Raw genomic sequence first — 15,450 nt, 5'->3', positions numbered from 1 at the left:
CACCGGCTATTCATTGTAGTCGTAAACCTTGAACCCATTGTCCCGGCAAACTTTATCCTTGGCGGCAAGAGATAGGTCTTCGACAACCATTTCCTTGACCATATCCTCGAATGAAATCTTCGGTTCCCAGCCCAGTTCACGCTTGGCCTGCGCCGGGTCGCCCAGCAAGGTCTCCACTTCGGTCGGGCGGAAGTAGCGGGGGTCGACCTCGACGATAACGTCGCCAACCCGAGGCAGCTTGTCCAAACGGCATTTCCCGACATGGTGGGAGCGCAGAACGGTTTCATCCATTGCGGAAATCACGGCCTTCTCGTCCACCCCTTCCCCGCGCCATTCAAGCTGAATCCCAAGCTCCGAAGCCGCGATGGACACGAACTCCCGCACAGAGAACTGACGCCCAGTGGCGATGACAAAATCCCTCGGCGTCTCCTGCTGCAGCATGAGCCACTGCATCTCCACATAATCCTTGGCATGCCCCCAATCTCGCTTGGCGTTCATGTTTCCGAGGAACACCTTGTCTTGCAACCCGAGTACAATTCGGGCCAGAGCACGCGTGATCTTGCGAGTAACGAATGTTTCTCCGCGCATTGGAGATTCGTGGTTGAACAGGATGCCGTTACAGCCATAAATACCGTAGGCTTCACGATAATTGACCGTGATCCAGTATGCATACAGCTTTGCGCAGGCATACGGAGACCGGGGGTAAAAAGGCGTCTTTTCGGTCTGCGGAATTTCCTGCACCAGACCATAAAGCTCGGAGGTGGATGCCTGATAAAACCGGGTCTTCTTGTCCAACCCCAAAATTCGAATGGCCTCCAGGATACGCAGCGTCCCTAAGGCATCCGTGTTGGCGGTGTATTCGGGGGAGTCAAATGAAACTTGAACATGACTCTGTGCAGCGAGATTGTAAATCTCATCAGGCTGAACTTCCTGAATAATCCGGATCAGATTCGTCGAGTCCGTCAAGTCGCCATAATGCAGAACGAGCTTGCGGTTATCCACATGTGGATCTTCGTAGAGATGATCAATACGATCGGTATTAAACAACGAAGCTCGACGTTTGACGCCATGAACCTCATATCCCTTCTTGATCAGGAATTCGGCCAGATAGGCACCGTCCTGCCCAGTGACTCCTGTTATCAACGCTTTTTTCATCATAAATTCCAGTCAAATTATTTTCAATTCCTTCAGTCCATCCAAACCTTGGGCAAAGCGCTTAAACACGGGAAAGCCGTTGCGTCAAACCCTTATTGGCGCGTATGACAAAGCTCATCGAGCCAACGTCTTGTTTTGGCATGTAATACACAAAATTCCATGGAATCGACGCGTTCGCCTCATTGGCATCAATGCGCCCCGGCCGCATTTTTTACGGGGGTATATTCGGGCACCAACACCAGAAGCCCCTGCCTTACCCCCTCGATGTCAAAACACTGTGCAGCTTCAACCAGGATCGCCAATTTGTCATCGCTTTCGACAAACGCCCTATCGGCGCGCAGCACCATAATTTTTTCATGCCCAGTTTCCAGCACGCCCTCTCCTGCGGTGATCAGCTCCTCGTAGAGCTTCTCCCCTGGTCTCAACCCCGTGAATTTGACCCTGATCTCGGCCGGATCCTTGCCGGACAGAACGATGAGATCCCGGGCCAGTTCCGCGATACGCACGGGCTGTCCCATCTTGAGTACAAATATCTCTCCGCCCTGACCTAGCGCCCCGGCCTGGACAATAAGCTGGGCCGCTTCGGGGATGGTCATGAAATAGCGGGTCACGTCCGGATGAGTGACCGTGACCGGGCCACCACGTTCGATCTGGCCGCGAAAAAGCGGAATGACCGAGCCCGATGAACCCAGCACATTGCCGAACCGCACGGCCATGAACGTCGTCCCCCCGCCTTGGAAGCCATGCATGAGCAGCTCCGCCACCCGCTTGGACGCCCCCATGACGTTGGTCGGCCGCACGGCCTTGTCCGTGGACACGAGCACGAAGCGGCCGGCGCCATGCCTGACCGAGGCTTCCATGACCGTGCGCGAACCAATGATGTTGTTGGTCACAGCCTGCCATGGGTTGCATTCAAGCATGGGCACATGCTTGTAGGCCGCGGCGTGGAAAACGACCTGCGGCTGCCGGGCCAAGAAAACAGCCTCCACCAAAGCCGCGTCCTGCACCTGCCCCAGCACAGTGACATAACGCGTAAACCCATGCTGGTGCAGGAGCTCCATCTCTATGGAATACAGATTCTCCTCTCCCGCATCGAAAAGAACGAGCAGGCGCGGCTCAAACCGGATGATCTGCCGGCAAAGCTCCGACCCGATGGACCCCCCGGCGCCTGTGACAAGCACCACCTTGTCCGCGAGGTAGCCTTTGATGCCAGCCTCGTCCAGATGCACTTCCTCGCGGCCGAGCAGGTCCTCGTAGCGCACGTCACGTAGAGCCTTGACCGACACCTTTCCACTGGCGATATCCGCCAGGGCCGGCAATTTCTTGATGCGGAGCTGGGCAGCCTCGCAGGCGTCCACGATCTCTCGCAGACGCTCACCGCTCTGACCCGCGCTGACCAGAATTTCTTCAGCGCGGGTCATCTGGGCAACACCCACCAGCGCCGAAAGCGGGCCATGGACGGGCAGGTCATGAATCCTTCGCCCGATACGGGACGAATCGTCATCCACGAAACCGACCAGATGCAGGCCGGAATCGCGTACGTCCAGAATTTCCTTGGCTATGCGAGCACCATCGGCGTCAGCCCCGACAATAAGCGCCCTTATACCGAGCTGGGGCGCGCAAAAATTTGCGGGCAACAGAACAGAACGCCAGTCTTTGGGGCGCAATGAGATCTCGTATAAAGATCGGATCATCACCCTGGCCCCACATGCGAAAACAAAAGCCAGCAAGGGGTCGAGGATGAACACGGAACGCGGGTGGCCATGGAAATGCGCGGTGAACGCGACATAGATGATGAGCGCCACCTCAGCCATGAAAACAGCGCGCCCAATCTTCCAGAGATCAGCCAGCCCGGTGTAGCGCCACATGCCCCGATAGAGACCGGTCATCCAGAAAAATGCGATTTTAAAAAATACGGCCACCGGCAAAAGCGTGGTCATCTGCCGGGCATATTCCGCAGGAATGTCGAACTCGAATCTCAGCAAAAAGGCAATTACCAAGGCCATTGCAAAAAAAAAGCTCTCACCGATAAGCATGAGGTAGAGGTTCTTATTTGTCAGCAACCGTTGAAATTTCATTGAGATCCTTGCTGTTTCAAAAAATATCTTCGCTTTAACGAATAGTGCGCCCAAGCCCACAAGCCGAATGCAACAACATCGACGCAAATCACATGGCCTATCCCGTTGCGTCTCCCGATCACCACCAGCAAAACCACCAAAATCTGTATCAATCCGTATGCCACGCTCACTTTCCAATGCGCAATTCCGCGCTCGTTGGCCAAAAACTGATACAGGTGCCTTCGATGCGGAGCAAGGAGCGATTCGCCGCGCCACAATCGCTCAACCACAGTCACAGCCTCATCTGCATAGAAGGGAAACAGAAAGGACGCAAAAACGAGAAAATCTGCCCACGAGCGAGCCTGCAGACACAGCATCACCGCAAAAAGAAAACCCAGGAAGATGCTGCCCACGTCGCCCATGAAAAGCCTGGCCCGCGGCAGATTGAACGGCAAAAAAGCCAGAATCGCACCAATTACCGCCATTGTCGGATATGAAAAGTCAGGCAGGGAAACCGCCATTCCTCCAAAGGTCATCAGACACGCAAAGGCGATCAGACCAGTGATTCCTGCCAACCCATTGATTCCATCCATGAAATTGTAGCAATTGGTCGTGCCGACCACGAAAAAAAGCGAGGGAAAAAGCGCCAAGGCAGGCCAAGACACAAGACCCGTCCACCATGCACTGCCCAAGACGAACAAAGCAGCCGCAAACTGTGCAATCAGCCTCGTTCCGGCGGAAATACTGCGCAGGTCGTTGACGAAACTCAAAACCGCCAAGGCCAGAATTGGAAGCCAGAAGAACGAAGGCAATTCGACCGTAAGGCCGACCCAGACAAAGGCCAGTACAAAGCCCACCCCGCCACCTTTGGGCGTGGGCCTGAGATGGGAACTGCGTTCCCCCGGCATGTCCAGAAAACCTGCTCGGGTCAAAAGATGGGGAATCAGTATGCAACAGGGAATGCTCAACAATACTCCCGCGCATAAATACAGAATACCCCCTGTCACTTGCGCCTCAACCCTTCGACCATTTCATTGATACCTCTGCGCAAATCCCAGGATGGGGCAAACCCCAGTTCGCGGCAAATTTTCGCATTGGAATAGCGAGCCGAGCCAGCCAATTTGTCCAGTCGATCCCGATTGAATGGAGAAAGGATTCCGAAGCGCTCCACCATATCACCAAGAAAGGCAGCAGCTTTCAGTGCACCAAAAGGGAGGAAAAGTCCGGGCTTTTTGCCCAAAGCTTCGTGAATCCAGGCCAGCATCTCTTCTGTCGAATACTCGTTGCCGTCGGTGAGAACATAAACCTGCCCGCAGGCAGCAGGGTTTGTCGCCGCAAGCAGGCAGGCTTGAACGACATCTTGCACATGAATCATGGAACGTCCGTTGGCAGGAAAGGCCACGGACGGAAATACTCCCTTTTGCACGGCGCGGATCATCAGATCAAGATTGCCCTTGCTCCCGGCACCATAAACGAGGGTGGGCCTCAGAACCACCGAGCAAGATAGCGGGAGTTCTTCAAGCACGACTCGCTCGGCTGCAAGCTTTGTGATGCCATAAGGATTCTGCGGCGAACATGGCGTAAACTCATCCCAGGCCTCAACCCCGCCCTCGCCCATGGCCTTGACTGAACTCAGGAGTACGCAAGCGCGTACTCCGGCTTGCCTGGCGGCACCCAGCAGCGAACGGGTACCGTGCACGTGCACGGCTTCGTATTCGGCGTTTTCAATGGCGTTCTTGGCACGCGTATGGGCCTTGCCTGCCAAGTGAAAGATCGTGCCCACGCCATCCAGGGCCCGAGGGTCGACTTCGTCCTGTGCAAGATCGCTTTCCAACACATGTCGCCACGGTCCGGTTTGCGGCCTACGCAGCATGGCCGTGACAGCGAAGCCATGATCCGTCAGTTTCTGGCACAGACAGCGTCCGATAAATCCCGACGCGCCGGTGACCAGGACGCGAGTTCCAAGTTGATCCATGCCTAATTCGTCACCTTATATGCTCTGGCCCACGGAGAATTATCCACGACCAAGGTGAATTCCTCGGCAAAATCCGATGCCGGGCGGAGCAGCATCTGCACCATCATGGACCGGTACATCTTGTCGTCCATCAGAAAAACCTGACGGGACATCTGATTGACTACCACATGCATCCCCGTCCCATTGGCCCACTCAAAATGCCGTGTCCCGGAATCCTCCACCACGTCCATGGAATCAAGGAGCGTTGACTTGCCGCCAACCACTAACGTGCCCGCTGCCGAATCCATACGGACCTCACCACGTACTTGCTGGATCTTGCCCGGAGAACTGGTGCCGGAAGCAATATCCCAATTTCCATAATAGCTGATCCAGGAGGCCAAGCGCAGGTTTTCCCAGGAAACAATGAAATAGTTCGACAGGCTCGTTGGCCAATTCGTGTCATCCAGAACTAGATCGGACAAGAATTCCTGAGCTTCAGCAACATCCTTTTTTTGGATATCGGACACTGGATTCCCCGAGAAAAGCGCGGTCCGAAGATCCGTTGTTCTCGCCAGACCATCTTCAAGCATGGCCTGCCCGAAATACCGAATCAACTGACTCGCCTGTCGCGAAGAGGTGGCGCTGTGTACTTGTGCAAGGGGATAGAGCCACTTCCCGGACTGTCGCCCGCCATCACCGAACGTTGCCCGCTCAGCATAGTACTGCCCTGCGTAGCCGTAATCCCACCACTGCCAGAGCAGGGCCTCCGGTTCCGTCTTTTCGCGTAATTCCAGAAATGTTTCGGCATAGATTTTAGGTAGCACCGGCACAGGTCTGACCTCTTGCATAAATACCGCCGAGGGCCACAAGACAACGCAGGCCAGAACCAACTGTGCGATCCAGCGCCGTCCCTGACTCTGGCCGAGCATGCTCATAAATTCACTCAGCCCCAAACCAAGTCCCATGCCAATGCCTACCGTGCCGTACATGGCAAACCTGTTCCCAAGCTTAACGCTGGCAAGACCAAGGACAAGAAAGGGCAAAAATACAAGAAGCGCAGGGCGACGCCAACTGACAAAACCAAAGCCCAAAATACCCAGAACAAAAACGAACCAATTTCCCCCCAGACGTGGTCCGAGCTGTCCCCAGTCAAGGTTCTGCGCCTCGCGAACGCTCTGGGCTATATCGGGGAGTTTCATGCCCGTGGCGTTATTCACCATCTCCGGAGTCGCCACCTTGGCGTACATGTAAAGCCTCTGCAACAAGCCCTGGAAAATCGAGTCCACGTTGCCCAAGTATGCAAGAAATCCTCCTATGGCGATCAGGATCAGCATCAAAAAAACCGAAGAAAATTTAGCGCGGAACACAACAAGAGCAGCCGCTGTCAATACCGAAAAAAGGAAGCCGAACCAACCGGCAAACGCGGTTCCAAAAGTCAGCAACAGTCCCACCCACAGAAAAAACCTGAACTCCCTACGAATCAGAAAAAAGCCCAGAATGCCCGACAGTCCCAAAGCCGGAAGCAATACGCTCGAACTTCCCGGGTAGAAGTACAGGGCCATTTTTCCGCAAATCCCCGCCACTAAGGCCAGCGCCAAACTCCGGAGACCAGCCCCACCGACCATATCTCCAGACAAGGACTCATTTTTCAACATCTCGATCCAGGCGGCCAGGCAGCAGACCATGGAGACCGGGAAAAGCAGATTGATGACATCAGTATCGCAAAATCCGAGCCGGGTGCGCACAAGAAACCCGATGCCGGACGTGACCAGAATGCCGAACACCAACCCACCATCAGGCAGGCGCAGAAAGCGGGCCAGCAGACAAACCGGAACCGCTAGCAAAGGGACAAAGACAACGGGCGCCCAAAAACCGACAGCAGCCACAGGGAAGCCAAGACTTACAATGCCCCGCAGCAACACCGTAATAGCATCATGCACATGCCGCCCAATCATTTTCACTCCGGCCAGCCACGTGTATGCGTCGTGGGTAGCCATGAGGTACCCGCCGTCCAGGATAAACGCCTCATTTTGCCACAGGGGGAGCTCCGCCAAGCGGACGGCCACTGCCGTGAAAATCACAAGGCCCAAAGCCAGCCAGCATTCCGTGGCAAGAGAGAAAGAAAAGCGATCAGGATTGGTCATTGATGCACCACAATGGATAAAATTTAACGAGTCAGGTTATGCTCGCTTTGGCCAAAGAGGCGTACACGGCGAGAGTTTCCGCAATGATGCGCTCCGAGGAAAATTCGGAAATGGCCAGGTTTCTGGATGCAAGGCCCATGGATTTCCGTAGTTTATCGTCCGATATCAGTCTATCCAATGCATCCGCCAAAGCCAAGGCGTCCCTGGGCGGGACCAAAAAACCGTTAACTCCTTCAGCCACAGTCTCCCGGCACCCCGGAGTGTCCGTGGTGACCACGGGAAGCCCTGCGGCCAGCCCCTCCAGTACGAATTTCGGGATTCCTTCCCTGTATGAAGGTAAGCACACAATATGACAACTTTTCAGAAGTGCGGGCATATCTTCCCTGTATCCCAGCCATTCCACAGTATTGTTCTCATGCCAGCCATACAGCACCTCACGTGGGATACTGGCAGGATTGCTCTCATCCGGATCGCCGGCCAAAACCATGCGAACATCAACGCCCCTTGCTCGCAATAAACGCGCGGCCTCGACATACTCTCCCACGCCCTTGTCCCAGAGCATACGCGCGGCAAGAAGAACAACGCACGGCCCCGGTGGTTCAGAGGACGCCTGTATGGCCGCCACATCGACCCCAGCTCCGCGGATCAGATGCACCCGATGACAACCCAAACCGCGAATCAACTCGGCGTCATCCCGATTCTGCACGATGACGCTCGTGCGAGGCAAAATGACGCGAAAAAGCGACAACACGCTCCATTTTACGATACGAGCAAGCCATGTTCCAGAGGCAAGAATCCAGCCCATGCCGGCCAGAGCGTTCACGACATGCCGGACTCCACACAAGCGGGCGGCGAGCGTGCCATAAAGAACGGGCTTCATGGCAACGTGGTGCACTATATCCGGCTTTTCCCTCCGATACACCCGGACCAGCCGCCAGAGCACCCACGCTTCCAAAAACAGGTTCATGGCCCGCCGGGACATTTCAAACGGAACCAGCCGCAAGCCCGCGTCACGAATGCGTTCCCCGTGGGCCGTAACCCGGGTGACCACCGCGACATCATACCCCGCGTCCTTGGCGGCAATGGCGAGAGGCAAACGATGCGAACAAAAATACCAATCCTCGCTGACGAAATAGAGCAGCTTTGGTTTTTTCATTTCCAACGATCCAGCCACGCCTGAAACATAAGCACATCCCACAGATAGTAATGCCAACGACGTTTGCCCGTCACATGCTCCGACCACTTGCGCCGGATCGGCGCGGGATCAAAAAAAGCTTCTTCCCGAAGTCGCTTTTCGTCGAGCAATTCTTCGGCCCAATCCCGTAGGGGGCCCCGTAGCCAGTGTTCTATGGGCACGCCAAACCCCATTTTAGGGCGCTCCATGAGATTCTGCGGCACATACCGATACAAAACCTGTCTGAATAACCATTTACCCTGCCCACTATGCACCTTGTATTCCAAGGGGATGCGCCAGGCAAATTCCACCAGACGATGATCAAGAAGCGGCACCCTCGCTTCCAAGCTCACAGCCATACTGGCCCGGTCCACCTTGGTGAGAATGTCATCCGGCAGATAAGTCAGCATATCAAGCAGCATCATTCGGTTACGCAGATCCGGCAAGTTCGCCAAACGGCCAGATTGACTCAAAATCGTCTCTGGCTCCTTGGCGCCAAGCACTACCTGATCTGGATGTTTCCAATGGGAAATCAGATCCCGGTAAAAGGACTCCCCCTCCCTGTGGCATAACACCTGCGCCAATTTGGGCAATTGATCCGGCAGATTCGCTGCTTGCATGCGCTTGGGCAGCAATCGTTGCAGGCGCGCAAGGCTCTGAAGAGGCGCATGGTCCATCGCCCAGCCCAAGGCCTGACGCAGTGGCGCGGGCATAAGGCGCAGTTTGCTCCAAATACCATAGCCGAGCGCATAACGATTGTAGCCGCAAAAAAGCTCGTCCCCCCCGTCACCGGAGAGACTGACCGTTACATGCCGTTGCGCGAGTTGGCTGACTAGGAAGGTAGGAATCTGCGAGGAATCGGCAAAAGGTTCATCATAGATTTCAGGCAGCCTCGGAATGACCGACATCGCTTCTTCCGGCGAGACATACAACTCAGTGTGGTCCGTACCCAGATGCATGGCTACGGCCTTGGCGTACTGTGCCTCGTTGTGACCTTTCTCGTGAAAGCCGATGGAAAAAGTTTTAACCGGCCTTGTGTTCTGGGCCTGCATCTGGGCCACCACCATTGTGGAATCAAAGCCACCGGAAAGAAAAGCCCCCAGTGGCACATCCGACATCATTCGCGAACCGACGGCTTGTCGCAGTAAAATATCAAGTTCATCGGTCAGAGTCGAAACATCCCCGGTTTGACGTACGCCATCAGACGCGATGGCCGGAAGACTCCAATAGCAAACCGGTACGCCTACCTGCTGGCCACCCTCACGGACCGTCATGAAATGAGCTGGTGGCAGCTTAAATATGCCCCGATAGATGCTCCAAGGCGAAGGCACGTAATTGTGTCGCAGATACAAAGCCAAGGCGTCCCGATTCACTTCGCCCTGCCAGTCCGGAAAGATTGTCATTGCCTTTAGCTCTGAAGCAAAAAGAAAGGTTCCGCCATTCCGGCCGTAGTAGAGGGGTTTCTCGCCCATGCGATCGCGTGCCAGGTATAATATTCGCTCCCGTTCGTCCCACAGGGCAAAGGCGAACATGCCGTTACATCGTCGTAGCGCACTTTCGACCCCCCAGTGCCGCAGGGCGGCGAGCAGGGTCTCCGTGTCGGAATGGCCCATCCAAGCGAAGTGGCCTCCTTCGGATTCAAGATCCCTTCGCAAATCCAAATGGTTATAGATCTCGCCATTGTAGACAAGCACGTAGCGGCCACACGGTGAAACCATCGGCTGGTGGCCTGCGGGAGATAGGTCCAGGATGGAAAGCCTCCGGTGCGCCAAAGCAAGGCCAACGGACCTGTCCGCCCAAACTCCCGCATCGTCTGGACCACGCTTTTCAATGCTGAGGGCCATGCGTTCAGCAATGCCAGGATCGATCTCCTGACTAACCGACCAGAATCCTACGATGCCACACATATAATCACTCTCCCCGCCGGGATATCGGCGCTGAGTGAAAGAGCAACCATACGCCAACACATCCCACCAAAAGCGGCAATGCGAATTTCAGGCACTCGGCCAACTTCTCGAACCAATACAAGACGTTGCTTTTCCACTCGAACCAAGCTGCAGCCGGGTATGACATGTAGGTATTGTTTTTCCTTGACCCGACAATGTCCACCATCGACGCAAAATTGCCATAATATTTTTGAAGTAAATCCGGGGTACGCGCCAGTTCCTCAACGCTTAGGACATCTCCGCCGAGATTTCGCGGCATAATCTCCAGGTCCGGGTCGTACATATGCCAGTCATCGTCGTACCACGCCTCCATTACCACATGCCCATCCAATCCAACATGGCGCGCCCAGATTCCATTCTCCAACGCCAACCTCAGGAGCAAATACGACGATTGATCACATAACAGCGCGTGTCCGCGTTGCACCATGATTTCCGGACTTCGAATGTGCGCAAACCCAGGATGAACGGCGCCGAACGTTACCAGCAACCAATTGCTCAGAAATGTGTGTCGCGCGGCATGGTGGGTAAACCGTTCGGTTACCAACCCGAAAAGCGTGAGCATCACCTCCTCCGCGTCCCCCTGCGCATTCATGGAAACAACACGACGCCGCGCCTCACGCTGAAGAGCAGTCCAACTCCTGCACTCACTGACGAGCGATCTATCAAATTTTTCCCATCCACGTGCTGCCACGCTGGGGTAGTCCCCCAACGATGAAAAATGTCCGATTACGGCCACCGCAAAAATTAACCATCCACACACAGCCAAAGTACAGCCCAGGATTCTTTTCATTCGGTCATCTTTTGGTAAAGTTCGACGTACTGCTCGACAACCGCCTGAATCGCATACCGTTCTTCAATACGCATGCGCGCTGCAAGACCTAATGCCGCCCGGTCCGCAGTCGACATCATCGACATTGCCAAGAGCCCTTCGGCAAGCGCAACACTATCCGAAGGTGGCACCAAAATACCCGTACCCCCAACAATATCCCGACAATCACCCACATCAGTTGCAACACACGGAGCACCGCAGGCCATCGCCTCGCCGAGTACGTTAGGGAACGCCTCTGACCAAGAACTCAGACAAAAAATGTCCATCGCCTGCATGAGTCGATGAACATCCATGCGCTCACCCGTGAAAATGAATCGCTCCATTAACTCCAGCGGTACAATGTTGGCCAGAGTCGGATTTTGCAAAGACACCTCGCGGCCCGCGAGAAGGAAATGAATGTTTGACACCTGACGAGCCACCGTCACTGCCGCCCGTAAAAAAGACGCGTGATCCTTCATTGGATGGAAACGAGCAACATGACCGATGACAAGAGCATCTTTTGGCGTGTTGAACTCCCTCCGGACAGCCATTCGGGTTTCAGGATCCGGCCGGAAGCGCTCCAAATCGAATCCGTTGGAGATAACCTGGCTCCTATCGGCCGCAAGCCCGAAGGATTCATGCTGCGCCTTGGCCAGGCAACTATTGTAGATCACCGCATCCGCTTGACGAGAAAGACAACGGTTAGCGCGGATCACTTGGCGGGTTAGAGGCTTTTCAACCTTCATGTCATACAAGCATTGCCGAATGTTCCAGGCCACAGCAGTACGATTCTGATTCATCCACGCAGCTGCACTTGCGGCCAGATTACCGTGGTACATCCAGCCCTGGATCAAGTCTGGCTCAAACGATCGGACAATACGGCGCAATCCAGCAATCACGCGCGCCCCCGAGATAAAGGATGCCATGTTCATGGAGTAAACAGGGATACCAAGCGCTGCGACAAGTGGCCCTATGGTTCCCTCATCTCGCAACGACACCACGGCAGCATCAGACCGATTCGCCAAGCCACCGGCCAACAGGTTATACAGTGCGCGCTCCGCACCTCCGGTTGAAAGCCCAGTCGAAACGTGCAAAATTTTCATAGAATTTCGAAATGATGGGGTGATGAAAGAAAAAAAATCATTTCAAGCATCTGCACCCACCTTTTGAAGGCCAAGCACCTCATCCCACTCGGCCATGATCCGCCGAGCGGAGAACCGCTCTCTCACAGCAATTGCTTCCTCACCCATGCGCTTACGCATTTTCTCATCTTGCATCAGCGTGTTCATGGCCTTGGCTAGTCCCGTCGCACCTTCGTCCGTGGACACCAAATAGCCGTCAACCCCATCCCGGATGATATCGGAAGGCCCTGTTTCGCAATCAAAACTGACCGCAGGCAGTCCATACGCCATCGCCTCCAGCAGGGTATTGGGGAAGCCTTCGAACCGAGAGCTCATCACATAAAGATCGGCCCGAGCATACCAGTCACCAAGGTTGCCCACACGTCCAGGCAAATGCACCCGATTCTTCAGCCCGAGACGACCCCGCTGCTGTTCCAAAGCCTCTCGTTCAGAGCCTTCACCTAAAATTATGAGATCCCAATCAGGGTACCGCGAGGCCAACGCGCTGAATGCGGCGAGGATTTGCTTAAAACCTTTCTCTTCTCCAAGCCGACCTACGGCAAGCGCCACATGCCTCGTACTGGGCACCACTGAACCTGATTCCACGACAGGCTCGATACATGGCAACGGATAAACCATTGGATTATGGATCACGCTGCCGCGAACTCGAGGACCGTAGCCCTTAAGCCACTGGAGCGCCCGTTGCGTCTGAACCACGACCCTAGTCGCTCGGGAATAGGTTACCTTTCTCAGCAACTCCAGGCCGCTGCCCAACGGCATCGCTGGCGGATAGGTCCGCTCCGAAACCACAACTGGTATCCGTAGCCCCCAAGAGACAAGCAGCGCGGCCACGTTCACATGAGGAAGAAAGGAAACAATCACATCCGGCCTTGACTCTTGAATCATACGCCGAAGAACTATGAACCGACGCATCTTATTGAACCACGACCTGCTACGGCTCCTCACTTGGTCCGCAAGATAATCCAGGCGCACCCGGCTATCCAATGGATAGAAACACTCCCCCCTACCCGAGAAGGTGGGCATTAATGTCACTTTGTGACCTTGTTCGGCCCAATGGTTGCTAAGGAGCGCAGCCACACGTTCGGCACCACCGCCTTCCATGGAACTGACCAGAAAAAGAATGCTTTTCTTATTAATTATTAACAACTAACTTAAGCTTCCTGAAGACAAATTCGTTACAGCCAAGTCCACCGGCACAGGTCTTTAATCGCCGCAATGTAAATCCCAAATCTCGAAAGAAATGAAACACCTCTTCTGGCTTGGCAACTTCAAACGGATATCCTCCGATCCAATCCACAACATCATGCCATGCAGACATACCACGCGATCTTTTATAGTTCTGCCAAGATTTCAAAGGATTTCCACCCATCGAATCTTTAAAAACCGTCAGCGTCCATTGACGAAGAAGTGTGTAAGTCGCTAGCGGTTTCCGCATCCATGGATATCTGTTGTACAAGCGTTTGAGAATTTTCCAACGCTTTGTTGGGCTTCCTTGATCATTATAAATTGAAACAAACAAAGTCCCTCCATTACAAACCAGAGGGGCAATACTAGCCAAAGCTTCCCACATTGCCCCAGTATGGTGCAGCACCCCCCAAGAATAAACCACATCGTATTGGCCTAGTCGACTAAGATATTCGCTATCTAACACCGAAGCTTCCTCAATCAGCCATGCAGCATCGCCTGGAAAATAACGACGCTTTAATTCTTTTGTACAAGCCACCGACTGGGGATCGTAGTCAAAAGAGTGAACTTGCGCACCCAGACGACGTGCAGCCAAACTGAACAGGCCACTTCCCGAACCGACATCAAGAAACTTCTTTCCGTGAAGATTATCGACTTCAAGCATAGTTTTTAGCGAACGTTCTGCCTCAAGGATGCGCTCTTCATTTAAAATAAACAGGAAGCGTTTCCAATTTGCTCCAAATTCAAATCGCTCCCCTTGCTGTACTTGCGTTTCAAAATTATTCACAAGATAATTCTCCAAAAAGTTTTTCCCACATGCCTGCAATCCGATCCAGCGCAAACCGTTCCCGTGCATCCACCGCCCGGCGTGCCATTTTCGCACGTAACCCTTCATCTCGCATTAGACGCGCGAGCTCCTGTGCAAACGTAGCAACGTCCATATGTGGCACAAGCACGCCATCAATCTCATCTCGTATTATGTCCCGTGGTCCGGTAAGACAATCAAAACTGACCGCAGGCAAACCGCACGACATTGCTTCTATCAAGGTATTAGGGAAGCCCTCAAACCTGCTACTCATCGCATAAATATCAGCTGCAGCATACCAATCACTAATGTTGCCAACTTGTCCCGGCAACTTCACTCGATCACACAAACCTAAATACCGAACTTGAGTTTCCAAACTGGCCCGCTCTGGCCCTTCGCCAACGATCAGTAAATCCCAATCGGCCAGATCGAGAGCAATTCGCGAAAACGCTTGAAGAAGCAGATCAAACCCCTTTTCATCCACCAGTCGCCCCACGGCGAGCAATACGTGACGTCCGGAATGAAGCCACTCGCCACAATCGCGTATCGGTGCCGTCGGTGGCAAAGGCCACAAAACAGGATTTGCAATTACTTTGACACGTTTTACATTTGTATATTGGTGTAGCCAATCGGAACTCGAACCAGCAAGTGCCACAACTGCATCAAGGCGCCCGTAGGCAAATGCACGCAAACGCTCCCACCCCACACCCAAGGGCCTCACCGGCGGATGAGTACGTTCCGACCCAACACAGAGCACCGGCATTCCCCGCCCCGCCAACGCAAGTAGAACATTCGCAGTGGTCATCATGCCTACAGCGACATCTGGACGCCATCTCTTCAACAATTTTCTTATCTCTCGGATTGACCTCGCATTGTTCACAACGGCTGACATCCAATTTCGGCTTCCCCTTGCGGTACCAAGCGAGACACGCTCAACGGCCGGATGCAACGCATAAAAATCGTTCTCGGCAGTCGCGAGCGTCGCCACCATAACTTGCCAACCTTTCACAGCCCAGTAATTCGCGAGGTTAGAGGTGACACGCTCTGCCCCCCCCATACATAGAGAATGTATAAGAAAAC

Annotated in this window: 12 protein-coding genes; all 12 read right to left on the bottom strand. The window is 54.2% G+C overall.

Annotation, left to right across the window (positions count from 1 at the left end; all coding sequences use genetic code 11):
* Positions 1-6: 6 nt before the first annotated feature.
* Positions 7-1,155: a GDP-mannose 4,6-dehydratase gene (gmd, locus tag BMZ24_RS05535; protein ID WP_092190244.1), complete on the bottom strand. Its 1,149-nt coding sequence runs from the start codon at positions 1,153-1,155 to the stop codon at positions 7-9.
* 188 nt (positions 1,156-1,343) lie between these two features.
* On the bottom strand, positions 1,344-3,191 hold the full coding sequence (locus BMZ24_RS05530; protein WP_425266264.1) for a polysaccharide biosynthesis protein: 1,848 nt from the start codon (positions 3,189-3,191) through the stop codon (positions 1,344-1,346).
* Between the two features lie 38 nt (positions 3,192-3,229).
* Positions 3,230-4,069: an MraY family glycosyltransferase gene (locus BMZ24_RS05525; protein ID WP_161949046.1), complete on the bottom strand. Its 840-nt coding sequence runs from the start codon at positions 4,067-4,069 to the stop codon at positions 3,230-3,232.
* Between the two features lie 146 nt (positions 4,070-4,215).
* Complete coding sequence (locus BMZ24_RS05520) at positions 4,216-5,187, bottom strand: NAD-dependent epimerase/dehydratase family protein (protein ID WP_092190105.1); 972 nt, start codon at positions 5,185-5,187, stop codon at positions 4,216-4,218.
* 2 nt (positions 5,188-5,189) lie between these two features.
* Positions 5,190-7,310: an STT3 domain-containing protein gene (locus BMZ24_RS05515; RefSeq protein ID WP_092190103.1), complete on the bottom strand. Its 2,121-nt coding sequence runs from the start codon at positions 7,308-7,310 to the stop codon at positions 5,190-5,192.
* A gap of 31 nt (positions 7,311-7,341) precedes the next feature.
* Positions 7,342-8,466 (bottom strand): glycosyltransferase family 4 protein, encoded by a 1,125-nt coding sequence (locus tag BMZ24_RS05510; protein ID WP_092190101.1) that lies wholly within the window; start codon positions 8,464-8,466, stop codon positions 7,342-7,344.
* Positions 8,463-10,391 (bottom strand): asparagine synthase (glutamine-hydrolyzing), encoded by a 1,929-nt coding sequence (asnB, locus tag BMZ24_RS05505; protein ID WP_092190099.1) that lies wholly within the window; start codon positions 10,389-10,391, stop codon positions 8,463-8,465. Before asnB ends, BMZ24_RS05510 begins: the two co-directional genes overlap by 4 nt.
* Before the next feature lie 4 nt (positions 10,392-10,395).
* Positions 10,396-11,220 carry a hypothetical protein gene (locus BMZ24_RS05500; RefSeq protein WP_092190097.1) on the bottom strand — a complete coding sequence of 275 codons (825 nt, stop codon included), beginning with the start codon at positions 11,218-11,220 and terminating at the stop codon, positions 10,396-10,398.
* On the bottom strand, positions 11,217-12,341 hold the full coding sequence (locus tag BMZ24_RS05495) for a glycosyltransferase family 4 protein (protein WP_092190095.1): 1,125 nt from the start codon (positions 12,339-12,341) through the stop codon (positions 11,217-11,219). The genes BMZ24_RS05500 and BMZ24_RS05495 overlap by 4 nt, the downstream gene beginning before the upstream one ends.
* Before the next feature lie 42 nt (positions 12,342-12,383).
* Positions 12,384-13,481, bottom strand: coding sequence for a glycosyltransferase family 4 protein (locus BMZ24_RS20465; RefSeq protein WP_425266263.1), 1,098 nt, complete (start codon positions 13,479-13,481; stop codon positions 12,384-12,386).
* Positions 13,482-13,512: 31 nt separating this feature from the next.
* The gene (locus BMZ24_RS05485; protein ID WP_208599805.1) at positions 13,513-14,352 is read right to left on the bottom strand and encodes a class I SAM-dependent methyltransferase; all 840 of its coding nucleotides are present in this window, start codon (positions 14,350-14,352) and stop codon (positions 13,513-13,515) included.
* Positions 14,345-15,427 (bottom strand): glycosyltransferase family 4 protein, encoded by a 1,083-nt coding sequence (locus BMZ24_RS05480; protein ID WP_244150293.1) that lies wholly within the window; start codon positions 15,425-15,427, stop codon positions 14,345-14,347. The genes BMZ24_RS05485 and BMZ24_RS05480 overlap by 8 nt, the downstream gene beginning before the upstream one ends.
* Between the last annotated feature and the right edge of the window lie 23 nt (positions 15,428-15,450).

The organism is Desulfomicrobium norvegicum, from assembly GCF_900114595.1.
Taxonomy (GTDB): domain Bacteria; phylum Desulfobacterota; class Desulfovibrionia; order Desulfovibrionales; family Desulfomicrobiaceae; genus Desulfomicrobium; species Desulfomicrobium macestii.
The sequence above is the reverse complement of the archived record's forward strand: the minus strand, read 5'-3'. Positions and strand labels throughout refer to the sequence as shown.

Bases quoted from the DNA above. Each gene is read 5' to 3' on its own strand.
- gmd (WP_092190244.1), bottom strand. From the start codon at position 1,155: ATGAAAAAAGCGTTGATAACAGGAGTCACTGGGCAGGACGGTGCCTAT.
- BMZ24_RS05530 (WP_425266264.1), bottom strand. From the start codon at position 3,191: ATGCTTATCGGTGAGAGCTTTTTTTTTGCAATGGCCTTGGTAATTGCC.
- BMZ24_RS05520 (WP_092190105.1), bottom strand. From the start codon at position 5,187: ATGGATCAACTTGGAACTCGCGTCCTGGTCACCGGCGCGTCGGGATTT.
- BMZ24_RS05515 (WP_092190103.1), bottom strand. From the start codon at position 7,310: ATGACCAATCCTGATCGCTTTTCTTTCTCTCTTGCCACGGAATGCTGG.
- BMZ24_RS05510 (WP_092190101.1), bottom strand. From the start codon at position 8,466: ATGAAAAAACCAAAGCTGCTCTATTTCGTCAGCGAGGATTGGTATTTT.
- asnB (WP_092190099.1), bottom strand. From the start codon at position 10,391: ATGTGTGGCATCGTAGGATTCTGGTCGGTTAGTCAGGAGATCGATCCT.
- BMZ24_RS05500 (WP_092190097.1), bottom strand. From the start codon at position 11,220: ATGAAAAGAATCCTGGGCTGTACTTTGGCTGTGTGTGGATGGTTAATT.
- BMZ24_RS05495 (WP_092190095.1), bottom strand. From the start codon at position 12,341: ATGAAAATTTTGCACGTTTCGACTGGGCTTTCAACCGGAGGTGCGGAG.
- BMZ24_RS20465 (WP_425266263.1), bottom strand. From the start codon at position 13,481: ATGGAAGGCGGTGGTGCCGAACGTGTGGCTGCGCTCCTTAGCAACCAT.
- BMZ24_RS05480 (WP_244150293.1), bottom strand. From the start codon at position 15,427: ATGGGGGGGGCAGAGCGTGTCACCTCTAACCTCGCGAATTACTGGGCT.